Origin of the sequence: Roseovarius sp. S88 (assembly GCF_037023735.1) — a bacterium.
Classification (GTDB): domain Bacteria; phylum Pseudomonadota; class Alphaproteobacteria; order Rhodobacterales; family Rhodobacteraceae; genus Roseovarius; species Roseovarius phycicola.
Genome location: NZ_CP146069.1, coordinates 3,315,068 through 3,328,943 on the forward strand (window position 1 = coordinate 3,315,068; position 13,876 = coordinate 3,328,943).

13 protein-coding genes and 2 pseudogenes are annotated in these 13,876 nt (G+C 55.8%); 10 read left to right on the forward strand and 5 right to left on the reverse strand.

The features are described 5' to 3' along the window. The first annotated feature begins 2 nt into the window (after positions 1 to 2). Complete coding sequence (locus RZ517_RS16800) at positions 3 to 476, forward strand: DUF2269 family protein (RefSeq protein ID WP_338549276.1); 474 nt, start codon at positions 3 to 5, stop codon at positions 474 to 476. Positions 477 to 840: 364 nt separating this feature from the next. After that, complete coding sequence (locus RZ517_RS16805) at positions 841 to 1,380, forward strand: adenine phosphoribosyltransferase (RefSeq protein WP_338549277.1); 540 nt, start codon at positions 841 to 843, stop codon at positions 1,378 to 1,380. Between the two features lie 15 nt (positions 1,381 to 1,395). Here the strand turns inward: RZ517_RS16805 and RZ517_RS16810 are convergent, their stop codons facing one another. The 3 genes from RZ517_RS16810 to RZ517_RS16820 form a co-directional block, all read right to left on the reverse strand. Next, on the reverse strand, positions 1,396 to 1,923 hold the full coding sequence (locus RZ517_RS16810) for an OsmC family protein (protein ID WP_338549278.1): 528 nt from the start codon (positions 1,921 to 1,923) through the stop codon (positions 1,396 to 1,398). After that, a complete protein-coding gene (locus RZ517_RS16815) occupies positions 1,913 to 2,368 on the reverse strand; it encodes a MarR family winged helix-turn-helix transcriptional regulator (protein WP_338549279.1) in 456 nt (151 codons plus the stop codon). Before RZ517_RS16815 ends, RZ517_RS16810 begins: the two co-directional genes overlap by 11 nt. A gap of 127 nt (positions 2,369 to 2,495) precedes the next feature. Further along, positions 2,496 to 3,317, reverse strand: a complete 822-nt coding sequence (locus RZ517_RS16820; protein ID WP_338549280.1) for an LOG family protein — start codon at positions 3,315 to 3,317, stop codon at positions 2,496 to 2,498. 92 nt (positions 3,318 to 3,409) lie between these two features. On the opposite strand from RZ517_RS16820, the gene RZ517_RS16825 reads away from it, so the two are divergent. The 4 genes and pseudogenes from RZ517_RS16825 to RZ517_RS16840 all read left to right on the forward strand — a co-directional run. Next, positions 3,410 to 4,333, forward strand: a complete 924-nt coding sequence (locus RZ517_RS16825) for a threonine/serine dehydratase (RefSeq protein WP_338549281.1) — start codon at positions 3,410 to 3,412, stop codon at positions 4,331 to 4,333. Between the two features lie 69 nt (positions 4,334 to 4,402). Continuing rightward, the gene (gene dapD / locus RZ517_RS16830; RefSeq protein ID WP_338549282.1) at positions 4,403 to 5,230 is read left to right on the forward strand and encodes a 2,3,4,5-tetrahydropyridine-2,6-dicarboxylate N-succinyltransferase; all 828 of its coding nucleotides are present in this window, start codon (positions 4,403 to 4,405) and stop codon (positions 5,228 to 5,230) included. Continuing rightward, on the forward strand, positions 5,223 to 5,738 hold the full coding sequence (locus tag RZ517_RS16835) for a hypothetical protein (protein WP_338549283.1): 516 nt from the start codon (positions 5,223 to 5,225) through the stop codon (positions 5,736 to 5,738). Before dapD ends, RZ517_RS16835 begins: the two co-directional genes overlap by 8 nt. Next, a pseudogene (locus tag RZ517_RS16840) lies at positions 5,731 to 6,057 on the forward strand (hypothetical protein); the annotation flags it as partial. The gene RZ517_RS16835 and the pseudogene RZ517_RS16840, both read left to right, overlap by 8 nt. An 8-nt stretch (positions 6,058 to 6,065) precedes the next feature. Here RZ517_RS16840 and RZ517_RS16845 read toward each other — a convergent pair. After that, entirely contained in the window at positions 6,066 to 7,157 is a 1,092-nt protein-coding gene (locus tag RZ517_RS16845) for a Hint domain-containing protein (RefSeq protein ID WP_338549284.1), read from the reverse strand. A 1-nt stretch (position 7,158) separates the two neighbouring features. After that, positions 7,159 to 8,733, reverse strand: coding sequence for a Hint domain-containing protein (locus RZ517_RS16850; RefSeq protein WP_338549285.1), 1,575 nt, complete (start codon positions 8,731 to 8,733; stop codon positions 7,159 to 7,161). A 291-nt stretch (positions 8,734 to 9,024) separates the two neighbouring features. On the opposite strand from RZ517_RS16850, the gene dapE reads away from it, so the two are divergent. From dapE to RZ517_RS16870, 4 genes and pseudogenes are all read left to right on the forward strand, one after another. After that, the gene (dapE, locus tag RZ517_RS16855; protein WP_338549286.1) at positions 9,025 to 10,185 is read left to right on the forward strand and encodes a succinyl-diaminopimelate desuccinylase; all 1,161 of its coding nucleotides are present in this window, start codon (positions 9,025 to 9,027) and stop codon (positions 10,183 to 10,185) included. Between the two features lie 7 nt (positions 10,186 to 10,192). Continuing rightward, positions 10,193 to 10,791, forward strand: a pseudogene (locus tag RZ517_RS16860) (TIGR04282 family arsenosugar biosynthesis glycosyltransferase). Positions 10,792 to 10,824: 33 nt separating this feature from the next. After that, entirely contained in the window at positions 10,825 to 13,092 is a 2,268-nt protein-coding gene (gene rnr, locus RZ517_RS16865) for a ribonuclease R (RefSeq protein WP_338549287.1), read from the forward strand. Between the two features lie 78 nt (positions 13,093 to 13,170). Further along, positions 13,171 to 13,875 carry a helix-turn-helix transcriptional regulator gene (locus RZ517_RS16870; protein WP_338549288.1) on the forward strand — a complete coding sequence of 235 codons (705 nt, stop codon included), beginning with the start codon at positions 13,171 to 13,173 and terminating at the stop codon, positions 13,873 to 13,875. Position 13,876: the final 1 nt, after the last annotated feature.

Consider the following 13,876-nt stretch of genomic DNA (forward strand, 5'->3'; position numbering starts at 1 on the left):
CTATGGATCCCTATCTGATCGCCAAATGGCTGCATATCCTGAGTTCTACAGTGCTTTTCGGAACTGGCATTGGCACAGCCTTTCAAATGGTCTGGGCCATGCGCACGAAGAAGGTTGAAACCTTTCATTCCGTCACCTCGGGCGTCGTGGTTGCCGATTGGATATTCACGACACCCGCAGGCATTTTGCAACCTTTGACAGGAATCTGGCTGATTTACCTCACAGGATACAGCCTCAGTGAGCCTTGGCTCATTGTGACATTTGCGCTCTACGCGCTTGCCTTTGTTTGTTGGTTTCAGGTCGTGCGCCTGCAAATACGCATTCGTGATCTGGCCAGAGCGGCACTTGATCACGGCAAGCCGCTCTCTTCGGAAGCAAGCCGTGCTTACAAAAAATGGTTCGTTCTGGGATGGCCCGCCTTCATCGGATTGACGATTGTCTTTTGGCTCATGGTGAGCAAGCCTGCTCTTTGGTAGTCAGCTCAGCCATGCTTTTTCACATTGCCGCGAATGAGCTCTCGGATCTCCCGCGCCGCACTCGTTTCTGCGTCACGGCACAGCGCCACAAAAGCATCTCGTTCATCCTTGTTTAGCCGCAAGAAAAACTCGCTGCCCTTCTTGCAGGATGTCTTATCCTTGGCTGTGCCACTTGGGTGACCTTGCAGGCATGCCTCTCGGACCGTGCTTGCCAACCGTCCAGAGAGCTTAAACCATGAATATGCAAGTGCCGCATATCTAAGCACGTTGCTTTAACGGTGATTTCACAACCCTTCGTAATCCTTGCCAAATCCACCGGCATCGGCCAAACCGGAGGGTGGAATGTGAAACCGGGAACCAAGAGATGCCAAACTCCAAACCGATCAAGGACTACATCCGCACCATCGTGGATTTTCCGCACGAGGGCATCATGTTCCGCGATGTGACAACACTTTTTGCCGATCCGCGTGGCTTTCGCATGGCCATCGATCAGCTACTGCATCCATACGCCGGGATGCAAATCGACAAGGTTGTCGGGCTGGAAGCCCGAGGTTTTATCCTTGGAGGTGCCGTGGCGCATCAACTTTCGGTTGGTTTCGTACCAATCCGCAAGAAAGGCAAACTGCCAGGCGCTGTGATCTCAGAAGAATATCAGCTGGAATACGGCGAAGCCATAGTCGAAGTGCATGACGACGCCATCACTGCTGGTGAAAAAATACTCGTGGTGGACGACCTGCTGGCCACAGGCGGCACAGCCGAGGCCGGGATCAAACTGGTTGAACGCCTGGGTGGCGAAATTATCGGCTGCGCCTTTGTGATCGACCTGCTAGAGTTGGGCGGCCGCGCCAAACTGGAAGCCATGGGAATGGATGTGCACGCACTTTGTGACTTTGAAGGCGTCTAAGCGCGCGCCTCCATCTCAGGTTCTGGCGACGTAACCTGACACCGGCGTCATGTTTTTGATGTTGTCAAACATCGGCGACCCAAGCTCAGCCGCCATTTGAATCTCGTTGAGTTGTTCGTCCGATGCATCCGTTTTAACCTTGATGTCATAGGACAACTCGCCAAATCCAGGACGTACGTCCTTATCGATTTCCAGATACCCACGAAGATCAAACGGCGCAGTCACCGTAATTTCAAGATCGGAAAAATCCACACCACGCAAATTGGCGTGCGTCACCCAACCAATGGTCAAACACGACCCAAGCGCTGCAAGCAAAAGTTCCATCGGGTCGATGTTTTCGTCTTTCCCTCCTAGCGGTGTTGGCTCATCTGTTTTAATCGTAAAGCTGCGCGCGGTCGTTTTGGCTTGTGCGCCACCCAACCATTTCGTTGTGCTGGAAAAACTTCCTTTCGCGTCGTTCGGATTTTCTTGCAGATGCGCCTTAGTGTTTTGCATCGTTTCGATGTCGAGGGTTGTACAGCTTAGCAAATTATCAGTCGTCATTGCGTTTCTCCGGTTCTGATGTCGCGCGACTTTCGGTGAGCTGACCAAGTAAACTTCGCAACAGCTCTGCCTGCTCCGACGCCAGTCCGGCGACCAATTCGTCGCACAACGCCAATTGCTCTGCCTCGATTTTTTTCATCAGGCGTCTCGCCTTGCGCGTCGCGCTTAGCAGGACTGTGCGCCTGTTGGTTTCGGGTCTCTTGCGTTCTACCAAGTCACGCGCACATAGCCGGTCGGCCACATTGGTCGCGCTGGATTGCGGCAGCTTAACAGACGCTGCCAAGTCGCTCATGCGCACCGCACCTTCTCGGACAACGCTGCGCAGCATAGTCATTTCAGCGGGCGCAAACGGTGGTTCTTGCGCGTCTGCGTAACGCGTTTCGATTTGAGCCAAACGTTGCGATAGCTCAACAATGAGGGTTTGCAGATCTTGTCCGCCAATCATTTTTCGAATATTTCCATTTTCGAATTGTTCGAAAAATAGGGCAAGCTACCAGTGAGTCAATCGATTTCTTCCCAGATCGCGCATAACGAGCCCTGAGCCAGTCGCTTTTCAGAATGAAAGCTCAGACTTAGTCTATAGGCTTGTACCACTCATCAATGATCGAAACCGCCTCATCGGCACTTTCAACAAACTGGAATAGGTCAAGATCTTCTGGCGAAATCGTCCCCGCTTCAGAGAGCGCATCCCAATTGATGATCCCGCGCCAGAATTCCTCGCCGAACAACAAGAACGGCACTCGGTTCATCCGGTCCGTCTGAATCAGCGTCAGCGCCTCGAAGAGCTCGTCCAAGGTGCCAAACCCACCGGGGAAACAACAAATCGCCTTTGCGCGCATCAGGAAATGCATCTTGCGAATGGCGAAGTAGTGAAAGTTAAAGCACAGCCCCGGTGTGACATACTCATTCGGGGCCTGTTCATGCGGCAGCACGATGTTTAGCCCAATAGAATTGCCGCCCGCATCATCCGCGCCGCGGTTTCCGGCCTCCATGACGCCCGGGCCACCACCTGTAGCCACGACATACTCTCGACCATAGCTCTGCATCGACTTTTCCGTCATAAGCCGCGCAAACACTCGGGCCTCATCGTAGAATCGGGACAAATCGGCGAGCGTTTTGGTGCGCGCCTTGTCTTTTTGGGACGGCTCCGGAATGCGCGCGCCACCAAACAGCACCACAGTGCTTTCGATGCCGCGCTCGTTTAGGATCATTTCTGGTTTGAGTAACTCAAGCTGAAGTCGGACAGGCCGCAACTCATCGCGACACAGGAAATCCTCATCCGCAAAGGCTAAACGGTAGGCAGGCGCACGTGTTTGCGGTGTGTCCGGAACATTTTCGGCGGTAAAGCGATCCGAATGGGCGTCGCGAAACTGGCTACGGCGGTCATCTTTCATAGTATTGGTCTCTTTCAGCTCGTTTTCACAAGGCGTATAGCCTTGAGCGCGACTTGGCCAGCCTCGGCAAGCGCCGTCACAGGGAGATGAACATGGACTGGCAGGCTGAAATCACGAGCGCGCAGGCACGTGTTGCGCCACATATCCGACGCACGCCTGTGGCGACGGTTCATGCCTTTGGCCTTCCCTACAAAGTTGAGCTCAAGCTGGAACACCTACAGCACACCGGTAGTTTCAAAGCCCGCGGCGCATTCAACACGCTTCTGTCACAGAAGGTGCCCCAAGCCGGACTTGTAGCCGCGTCAGGTGGAAATCACGGGGCCGCCGTGGCTTATGCAGGATCACAACTGGGGCACAAGGCACGCATATATGTGCCGGAAATGGCAGGTCCCGCAAAAATCAGCTTAATCGAAGGCCTCAGCGCAGATTTGCAAGTGGTCAAAGGAGCCTATGCGAATGCGCTCAACGCTGCCAAGGCCTATGAAGTTGAAACCGGCGCCATGCAAATCCATGCCTATGATGCACCTGGCACTGTAGCGGGCCAAGGCACCTGCATGGCCGAATGGGAAACACAAGGGCTGGAGGCAGATACGGTCCTCATTGCCGTAGGTGGAGGTGGCCTCATTGCTGGAGCCATGGCTTGGCTCGGGGGAAGGCGGAAGGTCGTGGCTGTTGAGCCAGAAACCTGCAACGCTCTGCATGCGGCACGCATCGCGGGCAAACCGTTGGATGTTGACGTCTCCGGCGTTGCCGCCAATGCCTTGGGCGCTCGGCGCATTGGAGACATTTGCTTTGATATTGCCAAACAACAGAACATTGAAACCGTTCTTGTTTCGGACAAGGCGATAAGCCGTGCTCAACACGCACTGTGGAAAGAGATGCGACAACTGGTGGAACCTGCAGGTGCCGCTGCTCTTGCCGCCCTCATATCGAGCTCATATCAGCCAGCCGAAAACGAACGCGTGGCCGTTTTGATCTGCGGCGGCAACATCGCGCCAGACCCGTTTCAAGCTTAGTCGATTGCACGCAGCCGCTGTGCATTTTATAGGCGTTGCGAACAGACATTCAGACGCTGGGAGGCCAACATGTCCAACGCCCAACTCGAAGCCGCCATTGAATCCGCCTGGGACGCACGCGACGCGATCACGCCCGCGACGACGGGCGAGACCCGAGAAGCCATTGAAGATACGCTCAACGCATTGGATGGTGGCACCTTACGCGTGGCCGAAAAACAGGCGGACAATTCCTGGCATGTGAACCAGTGGGCCAAGAAGGCTGTACTCCTGGGCTTTCGTATCAAAGATATGGAACAGCAAGACGGCGGCCCGCAGGCTGGCGGCTGGTGGGACAAGGTCGACAGCAAATTCAAAGGTTGGGGCGACAACCAGTGGAAAGCCGCGGGCTTTCGTGCGGTACCCAATTGCGTCGTTCGCAAATCCGCCTACATCGCCCCCGGCGTTGTGCTCATGCCGTCTTTTGTGAACCTCGGCGCCTATGTGGACGAAGGTACAATGGTCGACACCTGGGCGACCGTGGGCAGCTGCGCTCAGATCGGTAAGAATGTGCATCTCTCGGGCGGCGTCGGCATCGGCGGCGTGCTGGAACCGATGCAGGCCGGTCCTACAATCATCGAAGACAACTGCTTTATCGGCGCCCGCTCGGAGGTTGTCGAAGGCTGTATCGTGCGCGAAGGGTCTGTGTTGGGCATGGGCGTGTTCATTGGTCAATCCACAAAGATCGTCGACCGTGAAACCGGCGATGTGATGTACGGAGAAGTCCCGCCCTATTCCGTGGTTGTCGCAGGCTCTATGCCCACCAAGAACAACATCAATCTCTACTGCGCGGTGATTGTGAAACGGGTTGATGAACGCACCCGCTCAAAGACCGGTATCAACGAGCTTTTGCGTGACTGACTTCGATGCACGGCGTGAGCAGGTGATCAATGACCTGCTTGCGCTGATTAGAAAATATTCGAGCGAGCTTCTGCTTGAAGAAATCGCAGATGGCGACAGCCAGGCCATGCCGAAGGACGGTGTCAAACATTTGGCTGCCTTGCATGACTTGCGGGACAGCTATGATTGGCGATTACAAAAACAGCCTGACAACTCGTGGTATCCTTGCGAACCAATCGAGCTCATCGCGTATGCCGTGGATGATCATTCGCAGCGCGCGCAGGTTTTTTGCAATGCTTTGCTGGTTGTGTCCGAACTGGACGGAACTGAGCAAGACTACATGAATTACCGCTGGTTCCAGTCCCCAGGCGAAGCGTGGTTTCGCGGCTTAGACGAACCTTGGAGGTCCGCTTTGTTGGCTGGGTTCGCCGTGCGCCACGCGGACAGCAACGCGCTGGAGCGAGAGTTCTGGACGCGCCCGGGTGCAAAGGGACGATGGATCGAACCCAAAGGGAAAAGCGATGGCTGATCGAAAGACTTCCAAACAACAGGTCTATACCCTGCTTGTCGAGATTGGTCGCAAAGAGGGTGACGGGCTTCCGAAGAACGCAACTGGTGCCGCACTCATGGTCTATGCCTCTGGCGTGGACGAAGCAGAAGCCGTGCGCGAAACCGTGGCCATCCTGAAACAGGCCGGCACAGCGCCGCTAGACGTGTCCGGCTATGGCACGCTGAAAGAGCGCGAAGCCGAAGGTCACGACATCAGCGATGAAGAACGTGATCTATTGCGCCGCGCATTGGACGAGAACGCTGTAATTGTCGCCCAAGTGACGCCGTTTTTGAATGAAAGTGAGCGTCAGGCCGCGCGCATTGTGGCCAAAGTCACTGCTTCAAATGGTTTGAGCACTGGCCAGATCGGCTTGGGATGTTCCGGCAGGCGAGCACGATCAAATTCTGCCAACACGCTGGTGGCCAACGCATCAGGTTTGCGACGCATGCGACCGATGTAAAGGCTCTCTAGGGGACACCCGCTGGCTTGAACCGATTGGTGCCCTGGCAAGAGCAAATGGTGGTACGTCACGGTGTTTGGACCGTTGGCCACGAAAGCAGAACTGTCATTCACCAGATGCCGAGCCGGAACAAGCACCGCTTCACTGCCAAACATGTATTCAACCTGCGAGCCGCGCATGACCAGCCTCTGCTGCGGGGCGACGACAATGTCTCGTTGAAGATTGAAATACGGCGCTCTGAGCCGAATGGGACGGAATGTGCCCCGCGCCGGAACGGTGCGACGCACCACTTGAAGAACTGGCACTGTTTCGCCCGCATCCGTTGTTACCATGTCTCCACGTCGCACCTCGGACGCGAGCATCTCTCCAGCAGGTGTCAAAATGGGCACATGCGACGTGAGGGTCGGCATTGGCCCTACGGGTTCAATCTGGTCCGAGACCCCGACAAACAGCACGTCTTCTTGCAGTTCGCTGGCGTGGTGGTTTGCAAAAGCCGCATCGAGATCTTCTTCAAGGAGGCCCACAGGGTCCTTGAGTTGCGCTCTTGTGATGGTTTCCGCCTCGGGCTGCTCAAGTGTGAGCGTTGCAATGCTTTTCGCGACATCCCAGCTAAAGCTGAGGCGGATCACATCCACGCGTCCATTTGCGTCAAACGGAAGCGTGGCGTGGCGCACATCATTGCCGATTGCATCCACTAAAACGATGCCTCCATGTGCAAGCGCCTGCACGCTGAAACGACCCACTTTGGGCCATGTGCGCTGGAAGGAAAACAGTGTTTGCGGCTTTGTGTCTGCAGAAAGTCGCGTCTCGATAAGGATTGTTCCACGTCTGAGCCACGTGGAGCGCGCCGATGTGATCGGAACATCTTCGTTTTCAAAATCATCCGTGTCGGTGCGAAACCATCCACCTCTATTGTCACGCAACCCGAGCCAAGCCATGTCAGGCTACCCATTTCTGGGCAAGCAACTGCGCTTCGTAGCTGCGCAACATTCGGCGTGCTGCGGCACTGTAACCATCTGTCGTTTCTGGGTTCATTTCAGGAAAAAGGTCGCAAATTTCACGTACAATTTCGTCTTCGAAACTGTCATGGATTTGCGGCCCGGGCATGAAGCTTTCCGTCGCGAGCCCTTCGGAAACGATGACTTGATGCCGGTCGAAGAGAAGATGGAAATAGGTCACCGACGGCATCTCACTACGACGCACGCTATGGTCGTTCACCAAATCCTTGGCCGCCACAAGAACCTCAGAGTCGCCAAACAAAAGCTCTGCCAAACTGTCGCGGATCAGCACCCGATGCAGAGGAGACACCCAAAGTTCTTTGTGATCTCCAAACGTTCCAGCGGCAATGCGGATGGGAGCAAAATTTGCAGTGCCTTCAACCGTGCGGCTTCCCACCCAGCGCAATGGCTGAAACCCTTCATCACGTGTAAGTACCAGATCATCGGGTTGCAAGTCTTCAACCGGCACGTCACCCCGTTCACACAAAATATGCGTGCCTTCGACGAAACAAGGTACTGAGTTCAGCGTGACAAAGCCGATATCGGTGTCACCGGTTGTGCTTGTTACTTCGTAGGTGAAGTTGACTTCTTCGACATCACCATCGCCAAGAACCGTGATCGTTCCGTCGCCGTTAACCTGAACTGTTTGTCCAGACGGAAGAATGACGTCACCACTTGGTGGAATCGTTTGGCCATTAATCAGGGAAATGCTGAGTGTGCCACCCGTGCCGTTGATATCATTGCCCAACAGATCAATGGTGCGAGACCCGGTTGGAAACAGATTGGCCGAGTCATCCAGCGCAACAAGGGTTGTTTGCGCACTATCCGCAGCGATCAAAAGGGTAGAGTCAAAGTTGTTGTCCGCAACATCCGCGATCCCGATGCGCAACGAATTTACGCCATCAACCAAGGGAATGGTTAAGGTCATGGTCAGCGTGAAACCGTCCATTTCCGTGTTGAACTGATCAGCGGTGTTGTCGATGAAAACGTTCGCGTTTGACCCGGCGTTCAGGTTGTTGGGGTCGATATCTCCATCGCCAATACCAAGCGGAACCTGAGTTCCGTTGATCCAAACGCCTACAAAATCCTGAAAAGCCCCATTGGCAAATTCCGGAAATTCCTCTGATGCAAAGACAAACTGCATCGTCATGACGTTGCCGGTTGCCGTAAAATCTACGTCTAGAAACGAGGCATCGAACGTATTCGCACCCGCTGCCGCATTAAAGTCTGGATTGTTATTTGGACCACTCGATCCTGTTGTCGTGTTGGTATTGAGGTTCGATTGCGAAGCATTGTTGTTGGTAAATCCGCGCAAGTCACCTGTCGAGAACAAGACACCAGTGTCTCCTGGGGTCACACCAGGCGCGATGGCATCACCATTGGTGTAGATACCGGAAGAATCCCGATCTCCGGTGTAACTAGCGGAAATGATATTCACACCATCGCCGAAAATCGTTTGCGCCATTTGGTCTGCCGTCGCAAACCGATTGACCGGGAGCTCTACCCCTGCAACCATGTGTCTTCCGCCTCATCGCTGAGGCAAGACGTAAACGGTCTCTATTCCTGAAAGCTTTCGGAATGCGAAGGGCGGAAATTCTGCGTTCCGTCCACTTCAAAGGCTTTCGCCCAACTGCTCACTGTCCTGCCTCGGTTCTTTATTTTTTGAATGCCTTAGCATGAAAATTTCGCGCTGTTAAGTATTCAGAACAGTTTGAGATTGCTCTGAGTCTTACTTGCATCAATGGCTTGGCATTTGCGGTTTTGACCGTTCCACGCTAGGGCTTTGGAAACTCAAATAGGACGGTTCATGTCGCACTCTTCTCACGCTCCTGTAGACCCAGTAGACCTCACTGCTCGACTTGTACGCTGCCCGTCAATCACGCCTGCGGAAGGTGGCGCACTTGAGCTGCTGGAAGCTGAACTATCCAGGGCTGGTTTTACTTGCAAGCGTGTGGACCGCGCGGGCACATGCAATCTTTTCGCACGCTGGGGTGAAAAAGGCGCAGCCAGCAGTTTTGGGTTTAACGGTCATACAGATGTGGTTCCCGTTGGGGACGAAGCCGCCTGGACAAAACCACCTTTTGGCGCTGAGATCAGCAATGGACATCTATGGGGGCGCGGTGCCACCGATATGAAATCCGGTGTTGCAGCCTTTGCCGCAGCGGCCATAGATCACGTGAAAGAGACCCCTCCGGACGGCGCTATTGTCCTGACCATAACTGGCGATGAAGAAGGCGACGCGACAGATGGCACAGTGGCGCTTTTGGACTGGATGCAGTCCCAAGGCGAAAGGATGGATGTTTGCCTTGTGGGGGAACCGACCTGCCCAGAAACCTTAGGGGACATGATCAAGATCGGACGCCGCGGGTCTATGTCGGCCTGGATCACGCTAACTGGCGTGCAAGGCCATTCCGCCTATCCGCATCGTGCGCGCAATCCACTTCCGGCCATGGCGCGGTTGGTAGACAGACTGGCCTCGCACACCTTGGACAGCGGCACGGATCACTTTGACCCGTCTACGCTCGCGGTTGTAAACATCGACACAGGCAATCCGACAACCAATGTTATCCCTGCCGAATGCCACGCCACCGTGAACATCCGGTTCAACGATGCGCATTCCAGCGACAACCTGACAGCTTGGCTTATGTCGCAGATCGAAGACGTTTCCTCAGAGTTCGGGGTGCAAAGTGATGTCAAAATCAAAGTCTCCGGTGAAAGCTTTGTCACACCTCCTGGGGCGCTTTCGAGCCTGGTTGCCAACGCTGTGAAAGCTGAAACCGGTATTGCGCCGGATCTCTCCACAACAGGCGGCACATCTGACGCGCGGTTTGTCAAAGATCACTGCCCAGTGGTTGAATTTGGCCTTGTCGGCAAATCCATGCATCAGGTCGATGAACACGTGGACATCGCTGACGTGCATAAGCTGAAGGCGATCTATCGCCGCATCCTGACCGACTATTTCCGCTAGAGGCATGCTGCGACCCACGTTGATCGTCATGCTGAAAGAACCACGCGCGGGGCTGGTGAAAACGCGTCTGGGGCGCGATATCGGCATGAGCAATGCGGCCTGGTGGTTCCGCCATCAATCCCGTGCGCTGCTCCGCAGGCTGTACTCCCCCGTCGCTGGAACATAGTCCTTGCTGTCGCGCCAGATTACGCTGGCCTAGCCTCCCGCGCATGGCCCGCCCATTTGCCGCGCATACCTCAAGGTCAGGGCGATTTAGGTGTGCGTATGGCGCGGCTTTTGCGCAAGTTTGACCGAAGCCCTGTTTGCCTCATCGGAGGCGACATTCCGGGCATTTCACAGCGCCACATTTCCCAAGCCTTCAACACACTCGGCGCGCAGGATGCCGTGTTTGGCCCCGCAGAGGATGGCGGTTTCTGGCTGGTCGGTATCAGCCCAAATACCGCCTTGACTTCAACGATGTTCCAAGGTGTTCGCTGGTCAACCGAACACGCTTTGTCCGACAGTCTTGCCACTCTGCCTGGCAAGCGCATAGGCTTTGTTGATACGCTGCCCGACATAGATACCGTTGAGGACCTCGCCAAATTTCAACGCATCAATCGTCGATAGAACCCCGCACCGCTTCGTGCTAGGCCCATCGGTATGAGCACCCTGCCCACCAAACCCGAGATCCTGCAATGGATCGCCGACAACCCGACGCTTACGTCCAAGCGCGACATCGCCAAGGCGTTTGACATCAAGGGGGCTGCGCGTATTGATCTCAAGCGCATTCTGAAAGAGCTAGAAACCGAAGGGCATCTGGAGAAGCGCAAGAAGACCTATCGCGATCCCGACAAATTGCCGCCGGTGAGTATCCTGCAGATCAACGACCAGACCCCAGATGGCGAGCTTTTGGCACGGCCTTTGGAATGGCACGGCGAGGGTAAGGAGCCTGTTGTGATGCTTGTCCCACGCGCCTCCGATCCAGCGATGGCTCCGGGCGAACGCATCTTAGCTCGCTTGCAAGAGGTAAAGGGCGAAGCGCATCAATACGAAGCGAGGCTCATTCGGCGGATCGGAACCAACCCGCGCAAAATTCTTGGCATATTCCGCAAACGTGCTGAGGGCGGTCGGATCATGCCCATCGACAAGGGTGACGGCAAGGAATGGGTCGTTGCTGCGGGTGCCACTGCCGGGGCAAAGGACGGTGAGTTGGTCGAGGCCGAACAGGCTGGCCCAAAGGACCGCATAGGCCTGCCTCGCGCGCGCATCCTGGACCGGCTCGGCGACCCATCGGCCCCCAAGGCAGTTTCCCTCATCGCCATTCACCAACATGGCATCCCCGATGAGTTTCCAGATGACGTCATCGCCGAAGCTGACGCCAAGAAACCCGCAGGCCTCAAAGGCCGCGAAGACATGCGCGACATGCCACTGCTCACGATTGACCCTGCCGACGCGCGCGATCATGACGATGCGGTCTGGGCGCATGAAGATGACGATCCCAAAAATGAAGGCGGTTATGTCATCTGGGTCGCTATTGCTGATGTCGCGCACTACGTTACCTCCGGTTCGGCCCTTGATGCCGAGGCCCGCAAGCGCGGCAATTCCAGCTATTTCCCAGACCGCGTTGTCCCGATGTTGCCTGACCGGCTCTCCGGGGATCTGTGTTCGTTGCATGAGGGCGTACCGCGTGTCTGCATCGCGGTTCGGATGCAAATCAACGCCCATGGGGACAAGATCGGCCATCACTTTGTACGCGGCCTCATGCGCTCGGCGGCTTCGCTCAACTACAAAGAGGTGCAGCAGGCACGCGACGGCGCACCGAACGATAAATGCACCCCTTTGATGGATAGCGTCATCAACCCGCTTTACGACGCCCATGCAGCCCTCACAGAGGCACGCAAGCGACGGCAACCGCTCGATCTGGACCTGCCCGAACGCAAAGTCGTTTTGAGCGATGAGGGCAAGGTTGTTTCAGTGAACTTCTCTGAACGGCTCGATGCGCATCGTCTGATCGAAGATATGATGGTGTTGGCGAATGTCGCGGCTGCTGAGACACTTATCGCCAAGAAATCCGCACTGCTGTTTCGGGTTCATGAAGAACCTCCGCCCGAAAAGCTTGATACACTGCGAGACGTGGCTGAGGCCGCAGGTCTGACACTGGCCAAAGGGCAAGTGCTCAAGACTTCGCATATCAATCAGCTTCTCAAAGGTGCTGTTGGCACAGATCACGCCGAAACCGTGAACCTCGCCACGCTACGCGCCATGACCCAAGCCTATTATGCGCCTGCCAATTTTGGTCACTTTGGTCTCGCACTTCAGTCATACGCGCATTTCACCTCGCCCATCCGCCGTTACGCCGACCTGATTGTGCACCGCGCGTTGATCTCAGCGCATGCCTGGGGAAATGACGGGTTGAGCCGCGAAGACGAGGAACGTCTGCAAGGCACAGGGGAACACATCTCGGAAACCGAACGCCGGTCGATGACCGCTGAACGGGACACCAATGACCGCTACCTCGCGGCCTTTCTCTCAGAGCGGATCGGGGACGAATTCACCGGTCGCATAAGTGGTATCGCAAAGTTTGGCGCGTTTGTACGGCTGGATGAAACAGGGGCGGACGGGCTGATCCCGATGCGCGCTTTGGGGCGTGAGTATTTCCGTTTTGATCGCGATGCGGGCACCTTGATGGGAGAAGACACTGGACTGACCATAAGTCTCGGGCAACGGGTTATCGTTCGCCTGGCCGAAGCAGCCCCTGTGACCGGCGGTCTCGCTCTGGATCTGGTGCGGCTGGACGGTGAGAACATCACACCGAACACTTCAAAACCCCGGGGCGGACGTCGTGGGTCTGGGCCCAAGCGCAAACTTGCTCGGGACAAAAAGAAAACCGCCAGGGTGAAACGCAAGGTCTCGCGCAAACGACGGTAGGACTGCAAAACCTATCACTTTCGAGCGCGCGGTGATGTACTGACATAAATTGTCAGCATCTTCAGGCATAGTTCTTCCATGAGCCGCACGACCAGATTGTTCCAACTCATGCAAGCCCTGCGCAGCTTGCCGCCGCCCGCCACGGCGACGCGACTGGCTGCTTTGATGGATGTAACACCGCGGACGATTTACCGTGATATCGACGCTTTGCGAGGATTAGGCGCGGTGATCGACGGAGCATCCGGTTTTGGCTATACACTGGTCGAAGATGCCGCTCTGCCGCCACTAAGCTTTGATGATGACGAGTTGGAGGCACTGGTCTTTGGCCTGCGTGAAGTAAGCGAGGTTGGCGACAGCACGTTGGCGCAGGCCGCCAACTCCGCTTTGGCGAAACTGCGTGCGCGTTTGCCCGCCAGCCAGGCACACCGATTGGAACACGCGGTTCTCAACGCGGTCAGCTTCCGGCCTCTTCCCGAGCCCGGCATCGACGCCGCAGTGCTCCGCAAAGCCACTTGGGACGAAAAAACCATCCGCTTTGAGTATACAGATGCCGAAGATCGTGAAACCTCGCGCGAGGTTGATCCTTTGTCCGTAGTTTTCATGCAGGCCTCTTTGTGTCTGCTGGCATGGTGTCACCTGCGCGAAGACTTCCGTGCCTTCCGTCTGGATCGTATGCGAAGTCTGGAGTTAACCGGTGCCTCATTTCGCCCCAGACGTGTCTCCATGCTGCGCGACTGTCTGGCGAAGATGGGCGAAAGTTGCGACGCTGGCCCGGCATCATAGG

Excerpts from the sequence above, each read along its gene's own strand:
- RZ517_RS16800 (WP_338549276.1), top strand. The coding sequence starts at position 3 with ATGGATCCCTATCTGATCGCCAAATGGCTGCATATCCTGAGTTCTACA.
- RZ517_RS16805 (WP_338549277.1), top strand. The coding sequence starts at position 841 with ATGCCAAACTCCAAACCGATCAAGGACTACATCCGCACCATCGTGGAT.
- RZ517_RS16810 (WP_338549278.1), bottom strand. The coding sequence starts at position 1,923 with ATGACGACTGATAATTTGCTAAGCTGTACAACCCTCGACATCGAAACG.
- RZ517_RS16815 (WP_338549279.1), bottom strand. The coding sequence starts at position 2,368 with ATGATTGGCGGACAAGATCTGCAAACCCTCATTGTTGAGCTATCGCAA.
- RZ517_RS16820 (WP_338549280.1), bottom strand. The coding sequence starts at position 3,317 with ATGAAAGATGACCGCCGTAGCCAGTTTCGCGACGCCCATTCGGATCGC.
- RZ517_RS16825 (WP_338549281.1), top strand. The coding sequence starts at position 3,410 with ATGGACTGGCAGGCTGAAATCACGAGCGCGCAGGCACGTGTTGCGCCA.
- dapD (WP_338549282.1), top strand. The coding sequence starts at position 4,403 with ATGTCCAACGCCCAACTCGAAGCCGCCATTGAATCCGCCTGGGACGCA.
- RZ517_RS16845 (WP_338549284.1), bottom strand. The coding sequence starts at position 7,157 with ATGGCTTGGCTCGGGTTGCGTGACAATAGAGGTGGATGGTTTCGCACC.
- RZ517_RS16850 (WP_338549285.1), bottom strand. The coding sequence starts at position 8,733 with ATGGTTGCAGGGGTAGAGCTCCCGGTCAATCGGTTTGCGACGGCAGAC.
- dapE (WP_338549286.1), top strand. The coding sequence starts at position 9,025 with ATGTCGCACTCTTCTCACGCTCCTGTAGACCCAGTAGACCTCACTGCT.
- rnr (WP_338549287.1), top strand. The coding sequence starts at position 10,825 with ATGAGCACCCTGCCCACCAAACCCGAGATCCTGCAATGGATCGCCGAC.
- RZ517_RS16870 (WP_338549288.1), top strand. The coding sequence starts at position 13,171 with ATGAGCCGCACGACCAGATTGTTCCAACTCATGCAAGCCCTGCGCAGC.